The sequence below is a fragment of the Bacillus sp. FSL R10-2780 genome (assembly GCF_038006125.1).
GTDB classification, from domain to species: Bacteria; Bacillota; Bacilli; order Bacillales; family Bacillaceae_G; genus Bacillus_A; species Bacillus_A cereus_U.
Map to the genome: position 1 here is coordinate 1,946,074 of NZ_JBBOUQ010000001.1, position 18,010 is coordinate 1,964,083.

The window sequence follows — 18,010 nt, forward strand, 5'->3', positions numbered from 1 at the left end:
TAGCACAAAATTTCGTTCTGGGGGTATTTGTTTTTCTTAGCTTGATAGCAATGTGGCGGTACCCCACATCCATCAACTTAACGTAGTTTTTTATTATCTTTTATAGATGTTATAAAAGTAGGCACATCAAATAAACCCTGACGGGTTTCAAATTTTTCGCTATGCTACCTGATGGGCAGAAGTGGTATACTCATACACAACACCTAAAATATCAAAGACTGTTTTTTTCTCATATCTGTGAGATTTTCGTCCGTTTCGCTGTAGGAGGTTAAACAGACGAAGGAGAATCTTTGATAATTCTTGGGTGTTTTTATGTAGTGCTTGATGAAAAAGTAAGAAATAATCTTTAATTATGTACATCGCTTTATATTCACTTAGTTCTTTCTGTTTCTTACGTAACAGGAGTTCTCTCATTTTAAACATAGTAGAAGAACATAATAGGATACTAATGAGTTGTCCATAAAGGTGGCATTCTAATCGCTCTTGTTTAATAGATTTACAACGATGAATTCGAAACCAAGATTTCCATATTTTAAATAACAGCTCAATTTGCCAACGCAGTGAATATAAATCATAGATTTTCTCTTTCGGTACCCATTCCGTAGGAATGTTTGTCATATATACCGTAATTCCTTGTAAAAGTTTCGTACGCTCTGTATATGTAATCCCTTTTTTCTTTTCACGAATAGCTCGATCATGTAGACGTTTCTGTTTTTGCTCCTCTGTACATCTATAAACCACAATGCGAGTGGGTAGTTTGTCTTTGCTCCCTACATATACATCATGTAATTCATACACTTGGCCAGGTTGTAATTGGTTCATGATGTCTTCCAAATGAATTTGTATATATACCGGTCTCAATTGAGCAGGTTTTGTTTTAAATACCACTGTTTCGAATTCTTTTCTATATATTTTAGTTGGTAATTTAAGACGCGATAAATAATACCCTTCCTTATCTTGGATCGATTTAAAGTCTTGTAAACGAAAATACCCTAAGTCACGAATATATAGTTCATTCTTTTGTGTCATGTCCATTCGAGTCGCCCCATATGCCTGATCACTTCGTTTTCCTGGTTCAATTTTCACATCAGAAAACTCTCCACTCAACAAGTCATACTCTAATTGAATTTTCACACCAGCTGTATGACTACAGCCTCCGGCACCAGGATAAGTAGCTGCGAATCGATCTGGAACTTGAAAGGTTGTAGAATCAAGGATGCGAATCCGCTCAAAGTAAGCAGAAAGAGAATGAGAAATTGTAGATGATCCTCCAATTTTAGCTTGTAGAAGTGTAGTAAATACATTTCGAAAGAAGGCTACAGAAGCCGAGTTAAATCGTCGATTCAGTCCCTCAGGACTTAATAAAATTCCTGTTGAAGTTTCTAATTGACTACAAAGTTGAGTAAGAGAGGTTGTAGCGATTTGTTGATTTAACCATACACACAAAGATAAAAAATGGTGCCCATGGCACTTACGTTTTCGTTTCATTCCACCTGCTTCTATAGCTAATTGATTAAGTGTAGCGGGAGACATATATCGATATAACTCTTCGGCAAATAAAGACAGCTCTTGTTTTTGATGCATATTCATAAAAAGCACGTCACCCTTTCTCATTAACATAAGAGAATAGTAACGTGCTTTTAAGTTTAAGAATAGTCTAAATCCTTAAGTTGATGGATGTGGGGTAGTACCACATGCCCATCAACTTAAGAAAATAGATTCACCCCAAAACGAAAAAATGAGCTTTTCTGTTAAAAGTTAGCACAAAATTTCGTTCTGGGGGTATTTGTTTTTCTTAGCTTGATAGCAATGTGGCGGTACCCCACATCCATCAACTTAACGTAGTTTTTTATTATCTTTTATAGATGTTATAAAAGTAGGCACATCAAATAAACCCTGACGGGTTTCAAATTTTTCGCTATGCTACCTGATGGGCAGAAGTGGTATACTCATACACAACACCTAAAATATCAAAGACTGTTTTTTTCTCATATCTGTGAGATTTTCGTCCGTTTCGCTGTAGGAGGTTAAACAGACGAAGGAGAATCTTTGATAATTCTTGGGTGTTTTTATGTAGTGCTTGATGAAAAAGTAAGAAATAATCTTTAATTATGTACATCGCTTTATATTCACTTAGTTCTTTCTGTTTCTTACGTAACAGGAGTTCTCTCATTTTAAACATAGTAGAAGAACATAATAGGATACTAATGAGTTGTCCATAAAGGTGGCATTCTAATCGCTCTTGTTTAATAGATTTACAACGATGAATTCGAAACCAAGATTTCCATATTTTAAATAACAGCTCAATTTGCCAACGCAGTGAATATAAATCATAGATTTTCTCTTTCGGTACCCATTCCGTAGGAATGTTTGTCATATATACCGTAATTCCTTGTAAAAGTTTCGTACGCTCTGTATATGTAATCCCTTTTTTCTTTTCACGAATAGCTCGATCATGTAGACGTTTCTGTTTTTGCTCCTCTGTACATCTATAAACCACAATGCGAGTGGGTAGTTTGTCTTTGCTCCCTACATATACATCATGTAATTCATACACTTGGCCAGGTTGTAATTGGTTCATGATGTCTTCCAAATGAATTTGTATATATACCGGTCTCAATTGAGCAGGTTTTGTTTTAAATACCACTGTTTCGAATTCTTTTCTATATATTTTAGTTGGTAATTTAAGACGCGATAAATAATACCCTTCCTTATCTTGGATCGATTTAAAGTCTTGTAAACGAAAATACCCTAAGTCACGAATATATAGTTCATTCTTTTGTGTCATGTCCATTCGAGTCGCCCCATATGCCTGATCACTTCGTTTTCCTGGTTCAATTTTCACATCAGAAAACTCTCCACTCAACAAGTCATACTCTAATTGAATTTTCACACCAGCTGTATGACTACAGCCTCCGGCACCAGGATAAGTAGCTGCGAATCGATCTGGAACTTGAAAGGTTGTAGAATCAAGGATGCGAATCCGCTCAAAGTAAGCAGAAAGAGAATGAGAAATTGTAGATGATCCTCCAATTTTAGCTTGTAGAAGTGTAGTAAATACATTTCGAAAGAAGGCTACAGAAGCCGAGTTAAATCGTCGATTCAGTCCCTCAGGACTTAATAAAATTCCTGTTGAAGTTTCTAATTGACTACAAAGTTGAGTAAGAGAGGTTGTAGCGATTTGTTGATTTAACCATACACACAAAGATAAAAAATGGTGCCCATGGCACTTACGTTTTCGTTTCATTCCACCTGCTTCTATAGCTAATTGATTAAGTGTAGCGGGAGACATATATCGATATAACTCTTCGGCAAATAAAGACAGCTCTTGTTTTTGATGCATATTCATAAAAAGCACGTCACCCTTTCTCATTAACATAAGAGAATAGTAACGTGCTTTTAAGTTTAAGAATAGTCTAAATCCTTAAGTTGATGGATGTGGGGTAGTACCACATCGCTATCAAGTTAAGCTTTTGAAGACCCCCCAAAACGAAATTTTATCTCGCTACAGTTAGTTACTTATAAGAATTTAGATTCGTTTGAGATAACAATAAATTTCTTAACCTGATGGTGATGAAGCGAGACCTCGTTTAGAAAAAGCATCCTATTTGGATGCTTTTTCTAAATGAATATATTACTATCTAACTGCTGCTATTGATCGTCTCAAAAAATCCAGTAACTTCATCATAAAAAATACTCCTAGATTTATCTAGGAGCATTTTTTATGAAACAGTATTTTTTATTTGCTTATGAACCACTTTATTATAGCAACCATGTTTTACTACTTGCCTAACATCATCTACTTCTATTCCCATTATCTCTGAAATATCTACAACAATTGTATTCTGTAGAACACTCACTACATATCCCATTAATTGCAAATTAGAATTTTTACGATATGAAAATTGAACGTAATTCCCAATGGTTACCTTTATTTTATACTCCATTTGGTACCCTCTGAATCATCTTTTTCACTTAACTTAGTGTACCATCTCCAATTGCTGCGTAATTTTTCTGTCTAACTTTTCGGATTCAGTTCATTATATTTTCTACTTTGTCTTTATATACAACATATTCTTTCCCATCCACTACTGCTATCACCGCAAATTCATCTTTTGGATTGAATGAAAGCCAGTCAGCCCACATATTTGTATTTGGTCCTCCACTCCACATATTATGAACAGTGTTTTTAGTTAAATTCATAACTTTATAAGACGCATTTGGTGCATTTGTTCCAGTCTTTATTTCAAATGTATATGCGTTATGAATTTTTTTATAAAAGTAGAAAACGTTTGATGGACGAAGCTGATTCATAAAATCCTGTTCTTTTTTCTCTGCAATTTTTATCCCTTCTTGTAATGTGACAACATCTGTTCTTAATGTTTTCCAACTGTCTTTAGCTGCATTCAAGTTAGGGTTTAAGAATTTATATCTATTTTGATCAGCTTTTTGATCAGCTTTATCAATATGTCCCAGTACGCCCGTATATTGAGAGTCTAAATCATCCCATTGCGTGGACATATAAGTAAGAGCAGTAATAGCATTATCAATCGCACTATGCATATCACTAATATTATGAAACGCAACTCCAACTACACGATTTAATGTTATTTTATAATCTACATTCTGACGTAATTTTGCTAATTCCGGCTCTAGCCAGCCTAACTTACCTCTTGCATCACCTATCATTATACCACCAGCAATCAATGTGGGAAGAAAGGGGATTTTCACCATGTCCAATCCCTTAGATTCTATGTCTTTCTGATAGTTTACTTGCCCTAAAAGGTCCTCTAGTCGCTTTTGATCATCCTCAACCGCAGCTCCTTGGCTTTTTAAAATAGACTGCAAGAGATCTTTATTACTTCCAAATGCTCTAATATCTTGTCCAATATTTTCATTTAAATTAGTTAATTCTTCTATTAATGCTTTTGCAGACTTTTGATTTTGTTGAATTTCCCCCCGTAAATCTGTAATCCCTTTTTTTAAAGTATCTCCATTCCCAGTATTGATCGCCTCTACTAATGTTTCATAATGATTTTCAAATTTTTTATCGTATTCAATAATGCCTGTCAATGTATCTAAAAGCTGTTTTTTTACTTGCGTATTCCATGTAACTGCATGTGCTCTTGCATTCTTTTGATCTTGTACAATTTTACTAGGTAAATCTTCATAGCCATTAATAGTAATTCCTTCAAAACTCACATCAGGATTATTGATTAACAAATAAGAATATTCATTCATAGATTTCAAAAATAAAACAGCATCTTGCAAAGATTTTTTCATCTGTTCTTCATTTGCTGAAAAAGACATATCTCCATTGTTAGTTTGTTCAATTTCACTTGCAAAAGCTGCTACTGATGTGACTGCATAAGTAGTTGTCATAGTTAAAAACGTTGATACAGCGAGTATTTTGTAAGGGATTTTTTTCAGCATTTCATATTCCTCCTATATAGGGTTTGATTTCAAGTTCTATTCTTCTTTAAAAGCAATTTCTTTCGAAATGAGTTCTACATCTTTAATGAGTATCATTCTAACTTTCTTTAGCAGCCTTTAAATCATCAAGCATTAAAGAGAATCTATATTGTTTCATAGAGTCGATATTACCAAGCAAATCTATATAATCTGTCCCCAATTAATCGCTTCTGTTGCAAAGTTTTAAAAAACAAGTAAAATTGCAAGGTTATCTTTTTATTTTGGATGAAACTTATATAAGTGAAAGGCGAAGTCATTAATGAGACTCCGCCTTTCTGGTGTATAAGGATTTATTAATTGTCGTATTACTATTTAACAACGTAATCATAGATTCTATATGTTTTAGGTGACTTTGCAACAGAATTAATATTTCCCTATTTTTGTGGAGTAACAGGTTCCACTTTTAATTCTTTTATCCCTTCTTTTAATGTGACTGCATCTGTTCGTAATGTTTTCCAACTGTCTTTCGCTGCATTCAAGTTAGGTTTTAAGAATTTAAATTTATTTTGATCCGCTTTTTGGGCTGCATTCTCAATATGTCCCAGCACCCCCGAATATTGAGAATCTAAATCATGCCACTGAGTGGACATATAAGTAAGAGCGTTAATAGCATCATCAAGTGCCTTATGCATCTCACTAATATTAATATACGCAACTCCAACTACACGATTTAATGTTACTTTATAATCTACGGTCTGACGTAATTCTGCTAATGTAGGCTCTAACTTAGATAAATTACCTTGTGCTCCGAGTACTATTAGACCACCAATTAACGGTAGGCCAAAAAGGGCACCCTTCATTACATTAAATCCATCAGATTCTAATTGTTTATAATAATTTACTGATCCTAAAATTTCATCTAGACGTTTTTGATCGGCCTCAACATCAGCTCCTTGGTTTTTTAAAATCGATTGCAAGAGATCTTTATTACTTCCAAATGCTCTAACATCTTGTCCAATAGCGTCTCTTAATTTTGTTAATTCTTGTATTAATTGTTGTGCTTGCTTTTGGTTTTGTTGAATCTCACCTCGTAAATCTGTAATGCCTTCTTTTAAAGTTTCTCCATCACCTGTATTAATCGCATCTACCATTGTTTCATAATAATTGTCAAATGTTGTGTCGTATTCAACAATGCCTGTCAATGTATCTAAAAGCTGTTTTTTTACTTGTGTATCCCATGTAAGAGCATGTACTCTTGCATTCTTTTGATCTTGTACAATTCTACCAGGTAAATCTACATATCCATTAATAGTAATCCCTTCAAAGTTCACATCTGGATTTTTAATTAACATATAAGAATAAGCATTCATAGATTTTGCAAATAACCCAGCCTTTTGCAAAGTTTCTTTCATCTTCGCTTCATTTGCTGAAAGAGACGTATCTCCATTGTTAGTTTGTTCAATTCCACTTGCAAAAGTCGCTACTGGTGAAACAACAGAAGTTGTTGTCAAAGTTAAAAACGTCGATACAGCGAGTAGTTTATAAGGGATTTTCTTCATCATTTCATATTCCTCCTATATAGGTCTTAATTTTCAGTTCTATTCTTGTTTAAAAGCGATGTCTTTCGAAATGAATTCTGCATCTTTATGAATATCATTCCAGCTTTGTTTAGCAGCTTTTAAATCATCAGGTATTAAAGAGAATTTATGTTCTTGCATAGAGTCGATATTATCAAGTAAATCTGTATAGTTAGCCCCCATTGTATTCCATTGCTTTTGAATATTTGTTAGAGACAGTATCGCTTGATCCACTGTCTGATACAGATATGCCAATGTGTCTTTCGCGTTAGTAAGCGAAATAACTGCTTGGCTAGCAAGATCAGCTTTCGTACCTAATTCTCCGATTTTTTTAGAGATTTCGTTATAGGAGTTCATATGATTAGACGCCGTGACACCAGCTGCTGTTCCTAAACCGATACCAGCTGCACCAAGAGCCGACAGGCCACCAATAACAGCCGGTGTTGCTGTACCGCCAGTTACGACAATTACTACCGCTCCTCCAATAGCTGCAATAACTAAAATAGCTGCTCCCAATCCACCACCAATTGACCATGCTAATACATCATCAAAATGTTTTTTCTGAGTAGAACGGAGTTGCTCAATTTCAGCTTGAAGTTGTGGAATTGTTGCCTGCTGACCTGCTAATATTGCCGTTAATCCACCTTTACCATCTGGGCCACCAACATTATTTTTAAAATCTGTAGAATTTTGATATAGTTTCCCTTTGAAGTCTTGTAACATCTTAATTACATCTGTAACTTCTTTTGAATTTGTATTAATTGTAGTGATTAAATCATTTATGCCCTCTTTTAGGCCTGCCTTATCTTTCTTTTGTACAGTATCTACTAATGTGTCGTAATAATTTTGAAATTGTTCATCGTAATTTACAATATTACGTGCTGTTTTTTGAATCTGCGGTTTTGCTGTATCTAGCCAATAATTCGCATTGATTCGAGACAGTTCCTGATTAAGGTGAATATTTTTGATTAATTCTCCCCCTTCTGAACCTAAATCAATATTGGATAAATTTACATTCGGTTGCTTAATCATTGTTTTTGCGTACAAATCCATTACAAGAATATGAGATCCTGTTTCAGCCAATGCTTTCTTCAGTCCTTCAGGCCCTAATGCATAATTCCCTATTTTCTGTTCTTGAGCGGTCTGTTCTTGTGCAAATGCATGAATAGTGTTACCGGCAGTAGAAGTTATAACCGTTGCCAGTGTGGCTAAAGTTAACACTTTAAATGGAAATTTCTTCATATCTATTTTCCTCCCTATTTTTCGATAGATTCTTATAACCTTCATGTTTTTATTAATTCCTAATATTAAAATTTATAAACCTGCTCTTCAAGATAACTTGTCATGTTTTTTAATCTTCTTAATGTATCTTTTTGAGACTCCTGGTTAGTAGTATCAACATTAGTAGATAAAGTTGTAATACTATTTTTTATTAGATTCAAATCTTCTTTATAGCGTTTCATTAGATCAAGTTCTACATCTACTTGATTTGCAAACGTATGCAAATCATTTTGCATAAGAAGAAGCATTGATTTTTGTAAATCTGCTATTGATAGTTTCGTTGTTAAATCATATAACTTTTGGTTTTGTTTCTCTAAATCATCTAAATGTGCTCGCTGTTCTGCTGTTAGTTTATTCATTTCAGCGAAGGCACCAAATGTTTTCTTAATTTTTTCAGTATCAATAGCTTTCATCAAGTCATACTCTTGCGTTTTTGCGGCTGCAGCTGCAGCTATTTCACCTTGTTTGCTTTTCTCAATTGCTTCACGAGCTGCTTTTTTTACCGATTCAATCTCTAAAGCAGTCTTACCCTTTTCCTTCGCTTCTTGCGCTGCTTTTGTCTCTGCTTCTAAAATAGAGTTATTAATTTCTTTTCCTTTGTTATACGCTGCCAACCCTGCTTGTGCAGCCGGTTCAATGATTTCTTTTGAAAGACTATAGACTTCTTTGAAAATAACAAATCCTTGTTCATTTAAAGCTCCTGGTACTAATGCTATTTGTTGTAAATTATTTTGAATTGCTTTTTTTGTATTTAGTAATTCATTTTTTAGCTGGTCTATTTTCCCTGTTCCATCTGAACTTAGTACATCCTGTGCTTTTGTCACATCAGTATCGAAATCTTTAAGTTTTTTATCAATCTGTAATTTAAGATCTGTTAATTCATTAATCTGACGTTGTACATTGTCTTGGTTCGTCATAGCCATTTCTTGAAGAACTTCAAGTCTATCTACAAAACCTTCTTTATCTTCTTTATTGTCTACAAATGCTTTTAATGTTGGATAATAGCTATTAAACTTAGTTACAAACCCTTTATTTTTTGAATTTAATAGAATTAAATGCGGATAAAGTTCTGATGACCATTCCTTCATATCTTGCTTGATTAGGAATTGATTTGTATTTAAAGCTGGGACTTCCTCAAGCTGTACATTAGGACTCATTAAAGCTTGATCAATATATGTTTGGATTAATTTAGATTGTGCACCTAATTTTCGTAAGGATGAGGAAATATCCGTATTCTCTTGTTGCGTTTCTGCCTGAACGATTGGCATTGCGAGAGTATTGATAGGAATAGTCGCCCCAGTTACTATTGATGTTATTAAAAAACCTTTAATTATTTTATTTTTCATTCCGTACACCTCTTCACTATTGTCTGTTTATAATCTTATACATACATCTTGAACGACCTAACGCTAGGCTCTTTTCTTGCACATACTTGAGGAAGGAGAATTCTTTCGGATAGAGAGTGTTAAACCCTCGTTATTATTTACTTTTTATAGAATGTAAGGACCTTACTTCCCCCTCATTTAAATACTATGTTTTTCACAAGTAAACAATAAAAGTTCATCACCTATATTTGAATTAGCTGTCAAATGAATAGTATAATATTGATTTTTCTCTGGAGTTGCTGCTTGACTTACAGGAGCCCAGATAGATAAACTCATTGTTCCTAAAGCTAACCCTGCCATGACCTTTTTGATAATAATTTCATAATATCTCTCCTAGTTTTGTCGGCAAGGCCCTACAAGATTACAAAAGATGAAATTATACTGTACATTGCTTATACTTTTATTACGGAATAAAATCATTTTTGCTATGTAGAAACTTAAAACACTTTTTCAAATGTGATACTTTTGAGATTCTAGACCCTTTTAGAAATGAACGAATATTGCGATAATTAATTTCGACATAATGTTACTTGCAACTTTAGTGCACATTTATTATTGCAATCTTCTCCCCCTCGAGTGGTCATACCAATTGCACCTTTATTAAAACATCAATTTTTTAATACGTAAATAGTAGAATTTTGTCGATTATATTCAATAATTCGACTATCGAGTATTAATGTGAATGAAAATATTATACTTATAAAATGATTTTTTAATATAATTTAAGTAATTACAGCAGTTACAACTTGATATAATTAGTTAAAAAGGAGTTATTTTAACTATATAAAAAATAGCTAATATAATTTGAATTTTGTTTAATATAATTTAATCACACTCTGCATATCGATCCCCTTTATTTAGATATGCATAATTACATATTTACCCATGACAAAAACCAACAAATAAACAACAAATAAACAACGAATAAACAACGAATAAACAACGAATAAACAACAAATAAAAGATAAATAAGCAACAAATAACAATATTTCTAAAAAACATGTCGTTATTTGTTATTTTTCGTTATAAGATGTATAACTTAATATGAAGATTTAATAAAATTCGGTTTAATGTCAGCTCTAAAAAACAGTAAAATTGGTACAAAGTTGAATACATTAATGATTACAGCTAGTATCGTATGGGTTCTATTACAAAGTTTTCTAACTAGGGTACACTCTAGAAAAAGGAACGAGGAGAATCATACATGCAATATTTTAATGGGAAACAGTTCAAGAAAGATTTTATTTTGGTAGCCGCTGGCTACTACTGTCGTTTTTCTTTAAACTATCGGGATGTATCTGAGATTTTGAAAGAACGTGGGATTTCCGTACACCCTACAACTATCATGCGATGGGTTCATGAATATGGTAATCTTATTTATCAGATTTGGAAAAAGAAAAACAAATCTGCGCAACTCTCTTGGCATCTGGATGAAACCTAAATTGGGTAAAAACAAATCAAGACTAAAATGAAGAAAATATAGAATAAATAAGGCCTCCTACTTTGGTTATATGAACACAAAGTAGAAAGCCAGTTTAGTTTATGTTGTTCAACAATCGCACTCTTCACCTTAAGTTCTACTCGAGTTAAAACAACAATTGTTGTAATATGAAGTTATTAAAACATTTGTTGTTTTAAAGAAATTACGGGAAAACAATTTGTTTTTATGGCACGATATCGAAAAAAAGCAAAAGAACTTGGGAGGAACTTTTAAAAATATCCTCCGTATGAATAAAGCCTTTGATAAAATTAGTGCGATTGCCTTTGTTCGGCAAACGCGCCCGATTACGGAATAGTAGCGCCCCCCAGTATAATCAACTTTTTACGAAATAAATGCTCCCATCATAAACTTTTGGCCTATTAAAAATAATCCCCAAGCAGCTATTCCTAGTGAAATCGCTAGAACTAAATGAACAGATTGCTTTAATGCGATATAGATCACAAACAGCATTATCGCTGTTGCAGGAAATCCTACTAAAACGCCAAGTGTAAATTTGTTGATGTTTTGAGTAGATTCTCCTTGAATTGTTAGCCAAATAATACTTAGGATGCTGATTAAAAGAAGAGCAGCTACAATGCCTCCATATACAGGGAATCGCCTAGCCAATTCTGTTACGATGCCAATAATGGCAGCTGAACTTATAATTTTTATTAGCAAATACATTTATTTTGATACCTCACTTAAAATACGAAATGCTTCAACTACCATTTCCCTTTCATTAGCCGATAACCTGGTAAGTGCAGCTTGCAGTTTATTTTCATCTAACTCTGTATTCTTCTTTAATATTGCGGAACCTATTTCTGTTAAATGTAGATACACCTTACGTTGGTCTTCTTCCGACCTTTCTTTATACAACCATCCATTACCCACTAATTTTTTTACATGTTCCGAAGCTGTATTGTGTGAAATTGATAATTGCTCAGCAATGTCACGAATCATAACATATTGCTTTTTCTGAACCGTTTGTAAAATACGAACACTTTGATGCGAAATGGCTTCCTCTTGCTTAGGATGTAAATTGAAGTAAATATCGGAAAAGTAATTATTTATATTTTGAATCATTAAACCACGCTCCTACATTAATCGTATAATACGATTACATCGCAAATGACGATATATTATCAATAAAAAATTCTCCCTGTCTTTTCTATTTTAGTAACGGGGATCAGAGTATAAAATAAGCGCTTATCCTTTTTCAAGGATTGCGCCCGTTTGTTAAACATTATTTAAAAATATCTTCTAGTTCATCTTTTAATATTTCCTTGGTCTTGCCTAGATTGAATTGGGAATTATCAAGCCAAATTTTCTTCATATCAAGATTGTCGTAGATTTCTTTTTCGAGCAACTTCATAGCCTCTAACACCTTAATAGTTCCATCTACTCCATATAATTTGTGGCTTTCCCCGTAACCTTGTTCAGTATAATATTCGATAAACCCCTCCGACCATGCTTTTGGCCGTTCATCTAAAGCTTTTTTAAAGGATGTTTCAAGGTTGTTTTGATCCACATATATTAATAACGGATTTAAACTTTTTATATTCTCGGCTAACCCTAAAACGTAGCCTGAAACCTCTTCCATCGATCTATTATATTTGACCAATCCGATAGTCAATGGGTTTTGCATAAAACAACATTCAAATACATAAGGTGAATCTTCATGAAGTGCCTTTTCACCAAAGTCCTTCCAACTTTCCGTTATGAGTTCTGTATTTTTTTTAAATGAAAGTTCATAAATATCACGAGTGCAAATTTCATTGAATAGCTGATGAGGTATTTGTTCCCCATATTTTTCCTTGATTTTAACATACGGAATAAAATATCCGTTTCCTTTCATCACCACGTTATTTTTTAGCATTTTTTGGTACTCAGGGTATTCTTCTAGAAGTCTTCTATATTCGTTTTTATCAAAAAAAGCGACACTATCATAATCAGCAGGGTGATCTAAATTGCCTTCTAAAAAGAGTTGGGCATCCAACCCTTGTTTTTTCAAAAGCTCGTGTACAAGTTTTGCAATAGTTGTTTTTCCTGATCCGGGTAAACCTTCGATCAAAATTAATTTTGTATTCATCCTGTCTCCTTTGTTTAATTCTTTTTCAGTTAAATGGCCCGATTCTTGAAGATCAAAGAAAAACAAGCCAGCTTTTCCGTTGCATTTATTTAACGGGCAACGTATTAAACCTTTTCATATATTTTACCATATAGTCGTTTATTTTCTCCTTTCAATCGCTTATTTTCACCCTCCAGTTCCTTAATGCGCTCACGTAATAATTGAATCATTGCATCCTTACTCTCATCGCTCATTTGGCGTTTTACAGCTCCAGGTGACTGTTGCCATTGTTTACGAAGCATTTCAATTCGACTTCGAAAATTGGGATGGTTATATAAGTAAGACTTAGAAACCCCTGATTCCACCGAAACGGAGTTGAAGTTAATACGCTCATTTTTTTTAATCAACTGTTTGATTGCCTGCTCAACCTGTTGAGCCGTTTCTTCGCTCTTCATCTTAGCTAGGGCCACAATGGCGTCTGTAGATCGTTTATGTTTCATTGTAATACACCTTTTTCTTTAGTGATTTGAGCATCAAATAGGATTTTCTTTGCGCCATCTCCTCGATGAGACTTCCCTTCGGCAAGTTGATCTCTAATCTTGATGAGATTATCTAGTTGTTCCTTGGTCTTCTCATTGTAGATTGGGTAGTTTTGTGTCATCTTGATATGCTCTTCGACACGCTGAATTTCTTTTTCAAAGTTAAGCAGATTATCAGGATTTGTGCAGAAGTTTGGACAAGTCAAGCAGGGCGTCACCACATATGGACAACCTTCTTTTTTAGAAGCCAAGCAAAACCCAAGAGGTACTCGTACCGCCTCTACATTACTGAGTATGTACTCCCAATGGATCAGGTCTTCATCCATAGTCATCTCATTGACTTGACCCTTATCCAAATTAATACGAAGGAGAGGACCTTTTTTTTCTTGTGCTTTTTCCCATTCTCTTCTTAGTGTATCATCTTGAATCTCGGCATAGATGAGTGTCATTTCAGGAGAAGAATGAGCAAACCATTTCATAATATGAGTCAGATTCATACCTAGGTTAATCAACTCCACACCTTTGGTGTGGCGGAAAGCATGGTTTTCAAAGTGGTAAATATTTCCGTGTTGATCTACAATGTTATATCGCTTATCCGCCAACCAGTAGCCATGAGCAAAATCACGATAGGGATATATTCTTTATCATTCTCCTTCATGGGAGGGTTAAGCCTATCAAAATTCTGACTTAATATCATTTCTAACTGACTCATAATAGTGTCAGGAATATATTTGATCCCATTTTCATTTTGTCTTCGTTGCTTAGGAAAATCTTCTTTAAAAAACAAAGCAGAAACAGGTATAGTAGGAGATTCGGGGTGTTCCGAACGTTGAAGATACTCTATGAAAGCTTTTATTGAGTATAGGTATTTGCCTTTTCTGCCAACTGAAAAATCCCCAAAACTCTGATTGAAATAAATCAAATACTCTTCAATATGTGATCTCTTTAAAGTAGTCAAGTTATTCCAATCAGGGTGATTCCTCTGTAAGAATTCTGTGAAATATCTTATCCCAGTTAATTTAATGTTTAGCTCTGATTGGCTCAAATAAGTTATTGCATATTTAAAATATTTTTTCACCGTCTCTCTGTAAACAGGATGAACTCTATCAAATCGAAGAAGATATGCGGAATGGTGTTTGGAATAACAAGCATTCGGTATTTTCCTCACATCCCAGACATCTTTCTCAAATTCTATTCTTGTATCGTATAAATCAAAAAAGAACTTATAGACCCGAGTGAAGGCTCTGATATAAAGAGAGTTGTGCCCTTCAGAAGTTGTAATTTTGGTTCTGGTGCAAAAATCATTTGATAGAGACATAGAAACCTACATAGACTGTTCAATGGCAGATTATGATGCAATTCCAAACAATTTATGTATGAACCTAACTTCATTTTGGGCAGACTTCACCTGTGAGTGAAGTTGTCCTTTTTTCATCATATGCATGGCTTCAACACCACTCAATATAGAGGTTGCTGTTTTAAATGACTTGAATCCCAACATAGAACGCACGCGTTTCTTAATAAAACGATGATCCTGTTCCACTATATTATTGAGATATCTAACTTGCCTTAGTTGTATACCTTCAGGCATATGTTTCTCTTCTTTCAACTCTTGAATCGCTACAGGATAGGCAGGATTCTTATCTACTGTTATCACGCGAGGTTTAGAAACGTACGAAAAAGCCAAGGCTTTCTTGAAAAAGCGCTTGGCTGCTTGTTTATCTCTTGATTGACTTAGATAAAAATCAATTGTATCCCCTTCTGAATCGACTGCACGATATAAATACATCCATTGCCCTTTTACTTTGATATATGTTTCATCGACTCTCCAAGAGTCATTTGTTGACTTAAGATGATGTCGTACTTTCTCTTCTAATTGAGGTCCATATTGATGAACCCAGCGCATAATCGTTGTGTGAGCAATTGATAATCCTCTTTCCTCCATCATTTCCACCAGGTTACGAAAGCTCAAATTGTACCGTAGGTACCACCTTACTGTTAATAAGATTAGTTCAGGCTGATAATGCTTCCATTTGAAAAAATTCTCCTTTTCCATACTGATCACACACCTTTTGTAGAGTAGTAATATCAGTATGTCCAAGTTTAAGAGATTTTTTGCACCAGAACCAAAAACGCCATCCTTTCCTATGATTCTACAGAAAGAATAGCGCATTTTTTCATTTTAGGGGCATTTCTTTTTATTAGCTTGATAGCGATGGGGTATCGCCACATTTCTATCAAGCTCCTTATAGAAGCAACGGGGGAACTTTAATATAATAAGAATTAAAGATAGTATAAAGGACCAAAAATTAAATATATTAAAGGTGGAAAATGACATGGAAAGAAAGTACCGATTATATCAAATTGATTCATTTACGAAGAAAAAATTATCAGGTAATCCGGCTGGTGTAATAACAAATGCAGATGGTTTATCCTCGGGTGAGATGCAGAGGATTGCTAGAGAGCTTAACAATTCGGAAACGGCATTTATCTTTAAATCAGACAATAGCGAATCTGATGTACATATTCGTTTTTTTACGCCTACTCATGAGGTCCCTATCTGTGGACATGCGACGATTGCTGCCCACTATGCTCGTGCAGTTGAAAATAGTTTAAATACAGTTAAAGTTTATCATAAAACTGGTGCCGGCATTTTACCAGTCGATGTGATTAATGAAGATAATGATTACAAAATTATTATGACGCAGGGTAGTATAAGTTTTGAAACTGTGATTGAAGGTGTAGCTTTAGAGAATATATTTACAGCTTTCAATATTAGTGAAAATGATTTATTAGAAGATTGTCCAGTACAAATCGTTTCAACCGGGCATTCTAAGGTGATGATTGGAATTAAAAATTCGGAACTTCTTAACCAATTAAACCCTAATATGGATTTACTCACAAAAGTCAGTGGATTAATTAATTGCAATGGTTTCTATGTGTTTACGATGAATGCTCCCGACTCTGATATTTTAATTCATGGAAGAATGTTTGCTCCTGCAATTGGTATTAACGAAGACCCTGTTACAGGTAATGCGAACGGTCCTTTAGGCGCATACTTGATACATCATAGACTTGTCAAACATGATAATACTTTATTTAGTTTTAAAGCAGTGCAGGGCGAAGCTATAAAACGGGCGGGTATCATTGATGTTCAAGTGAAAATTTGTAATCAGGAACCAGAGGAAGTAAGAATTGCAGGAAATGCTGTAATCGTATTTAAGTCCGATTTATTACTTGATTAGCAATTCATATGCAAAGTTCGAATCGTAAATGGAGGTCTTTATTAATATGAATTTCAGTCATTGTAAACTGTAAATCATAATAAAGTTATTTCTATGACGGGGAATTTGTGAAATAATACATTCAAACAAAAAGGTGCTTTTGTTAAATAGAATAAATAAGAAAAGTAAACACCCCCAGAACGAAAATTTTGTGCATGTTGCTCGTATTTATTGTTTGGGGATAAATCGTTCTTTAAGATTGATGGCGAGTTGGTGCTATCCCTAAAACATCTGGACTTTAATAGCCAACTAAAAAATGCAAACAAAACGACCTTTAATCAGTCGTTTTGTTTGCATTTCCTTTTTCTAAAACCACAGAAAAGATAAGTACTATAGTTAACACCATAATAAACCTTACTTCACTTCCATCACTTACAAAAAATGAATACAAAGTATAAATTAAAATTAATATTCCATAAATAACTTTGTGCAATGAACTCCCCCCTTTTTGCCGTATATATTTTAGTGTAAAAATTTAATTCAAGCCCTATATCAAAATGAAAAGCACCTGTGATATACACAAAGTGCTTTTCTCTTGTCAATTTATCTATTTTCTTTTTATAACTCAAATTTCTTTGAATCGTACTTTTCTAGAGTTTGCTGCAATTCATTTTGTTCATATGGAATATGTTTATCTGTCTGCACATCTTCAACATTTTCTCCACCTGTTAATAATCTCCTGTACCTAAAAGAGTGCCCTGTTAATACTGTTTTAATCATTTTGTATTGCCCTCCTTTTGTTTGATTACTTGTATCATAAAACAAGTATCTGAAGTTGATATGTAGTCTATCTAGAGTGTGTGTAAATTTAAAAAATCTCTAATAAAATGTTTATGTTGTAACGTTACCACCAAAACTAGTGCTTCAAACACCATAATTTGAAGAGACAGTAACCCATATTCTAGCTTGAATTCCCTCTACAGTTCTATATTGAGTAAAACCAGTTGATCCCTATAATATAAAAAGAGCACCACTTTTTGGATG

General features: G+C 33.9%; 18 protein-coding genes and 1 pseudogene. 2 read left to right on the plus strand and 17 right to left on the minus strand.

The window, feature by feature from the left end:
• Positions 1-159: 159 nt before the first annotated feature.
• From NSQ47_RS10145 to NSQ47_RS10180, 8 genes are all read right to left on the minus strand, one after another.
• The gene (locus NSQ47_RS10145) at positions 160-1,590 is read right to left on the minus strand and encodes an IS4-like element ISBce2 family transposase (RefSeq protein ID WP_080019313.1); all 1,431 of its coding nucleotides are present in this window, start codon (positions 1,588-1,590) and stop codon (positions 160-162) included.
• A 328-nt stretch (positions 1,591-1,918) separates the two neighbouring features.
• A complete protein-coding gene (locus NSQ47_RS10150) occupies positions 1,919-3,349 on the minus strand; it encodes an IS4-like element ISBce2 family transposase (protein WP_080019313.1) in 1,431 nt (476 codons plus the stop codon).
• A 373-nt stretch (positions 3,350-3,722) separates the two neighbouring features.
• Positions 3,723-3,947 carry a DUF2187 domain-containing protein gene (locus NSQ47_RS10155; protein ID WP_002144097.1) on the minus strand — a complete coding sequence of 75 codons (225 nt, stop codon included), beginning with the start codon at positions 3,945-3,947 and terminating at the stop codon, positions 3,723-3,725.
• Between the two features lie 85 nt (positions 3,948-4,032).
• Positions 4,033-5,433: a hemolysin BL regulatory component HblB gene (gene hblB, locus NSQ47_RS10160; protein ID WP_341036766.1), complete on the minus strand. Its 1,401-nt coding sequence runs from the start codon at positions 5,431-5,433 to the stop codon at positions 4,033-4,035.
• Positions 5,434-5,846: 413 nt separating this feature from the next.
• Positions 5,847-6,974 (minus strand): hemolysin BL binding component B, encoded by a 1,128-nt coding sequence (gene hblA / locus NSQ47_RS10165; protein WP_341036767.1) that lies wholly within the window; start codon positions 6,972-6,974, stop codon positions 5,847-5,849.
• Between the two features lie 36 nt (positions 6,975-7,010).
• Positions 7,011-8,231, minus strand: a complete 1,221-nt coding sequence (hblD, locus tag NSQ47_RS10170; protein ID WP_341036769.1) for a hemolytic enterotoxin HBL lytic component L1 — start codon at positions 8,229-8,231, stop codon at positions 7,011-7,013.
• A 65-nt stretch (positions 8,232-8,296) separates the two neighbouring features.
• Positions 8,297-9,616: a hemolysin BL lytic component L2 gene (gene hblC, locus NSQ47_RS10175; protein WP_341036770.1), complete on the minus strand. Its 1,320-nt coding sequence runs from the start codon at positions 9,614-9,616 to the stop codon at positions 8,297-8,299.
• Between the two features lie 177 nt (positions 9,617-9,793).
• Positions 9,794-9,955: a hypothetical protein gene (locus NSQ47_RS10180; RefSeq protein ID WP_154214316.1), complete on the minus strand. Its 162-nt coding sequence runs from the start codon at positions 9,953-9,955 to the stop codon at positions 9,794-9,796.
• 904 nt (positions 9,956-10,859) lie between these two features.
• Between NSQ47_RS10180 and NSQ47_RS10185 the strand changes: the two are divergent.
• Positions 10,860-11,093 (plus strand): annotated as a pseudogene (locus tag NSQ47_RS10185) (IS6 family transposase); the annotation flags it as partial.
• Between the two features lie 384 nt (positions 11,094-11,477).
• Here the strand turns inward: NSQ47_RS10185 and NSQ47_RS10190 are convergent.
• The 7 genes from NSQ47_RS10190 to NSQ47_RS10220 all read right to left on the minus strand — a co-directional run bounded on the left by NSQ47_RS10190 (position 11,478) and on the right by NSQ47_RS10220 (position 15,798).
• Positions 11,478-11,819: a DUF3147 family protein gene (locus tag NSQ47_RS10190; protein ID WP_341036771.1), complete on the minus strand. Its 342-nt coding sequence runs from the start codon at positions 11,817-11,819 to the stop codon at positions 11,478-11,480.
• Positions 11,820-12,218, minus strand: coding sequence for a MarR family winged helix-turn-helix transcriptional regulator (locus NSQ47_RS10195; RefSeq protein ID WP_002199889.1), 399 nt, complete (start codon positions 12,216-12,218; stop codon positions 11,820-11,822).
• Positions 12,219-12,378: 160 nt separating this feature from the next.
• Positions 12,379-13,224: a hypothetical protein gene (locus tag NSQ47_RS10200; RefSeq protein WP_341036773.1), complete on the minus strand. Its 846-nt coding sequence runs from the start codon at positions 13,222-13,224 to the stop codon at positions 12,379-12,381.
• A gap of 104 nt (positions 13,225-13,328) precedes the next feature.
• Entirely contained in the window at positions 13,329-13,703 is a 375-nt protein-coding gene (locus NSQ47_RS10205) for a DUF6262 family protein (protein WP_078181423.1), read from the minus strand.
• On the minus strand, positions 13,700-14,254 hold the full coding sequence (locus NSQ47_RS10210; RefSeq protein ID WP_341036776.1) for a recombinase XerD: 555 nt from the start codon (positions 14,252-14,254) through the stop codon (positions 13,700-13,702). The genes NSQ47_RS10205 and NSQ47_RS10210 overlap by 4 nt, the downstream gene beginning before the upstream one ends.
• Positions 14,255-14,316: 62 nt before the next feature.
• Positions 14,317-15,060, minus strand: coding sequence for a hypothetical protein (locus NSQ47_RS10215; RefSeq protein ID WP_341036777.1), 744 nt, complete (start codon positions 15,058-15,060; stop codon positions 14,317-14,319).
• Positions 15,061-15,090: 30 nt separating this feature from the next.
• On the minus strand, positions 15,091-15,798 hold the full coding sequence (locus NSQ47_RS10220; protein ID WP_341036778.1) for an IS6 family transposase: 708 nt from the start codon (positions 15,796-15,798) through the stop codon (positions 15,091-15,093).
• A 280-nt stretch (positions 15,799-16,078) separates the two neighbouring features.
• On the opposite strand from NSQ47_RS10220, the gene NSQ47_RS10225 reads away from it, so the two are divergent.
• Positions 16,079-16,987 (plus strand): PhzF family isomerase, encoded by a 909-nt coding sequence (locus tag NSQ47_RS10225; RefSeq protein WP_002161204.1) that lies wholly within the window; start codon positions 16,079-16,081, stop codon positions 16,985-16,987.
• 313 nt (positions 16,988-17,300) lie between these two features.
• Here the strand turns inward: NSQ47_RS10225 and NSQ47_RS10230 are convergent, their stop codons facing one another.
• Both NSQ47_RS10230 and NSQ47_RS10235 read right to left on the minus strand, forming a co-directional pair.
• Positions 17,301-17,459, minus strand: a complete 159-nt coding sequence (locus tag NSQ47_RS10230) for a hypothetical protein (protein ID WP_002087303.1) — start codon at positions 17,457-17,459, stop codon at positions 17,301-17,303.
• A 125-nt stretch (positions 17,460-17,584) separates the two neighbouring features.
• On the minus strand, positions 17,585-17,746 hold the full coding sequence (locus tag NSQ47_RS10235; protein WP_165497516.1) for a hypothetical protein: 162 nt from the start codon (positions 17,744-17,746) through the stop codon (positions 17,585-17,587).
• Positions 17,747-18,010 lie beyond the last annotated feature (264 nt).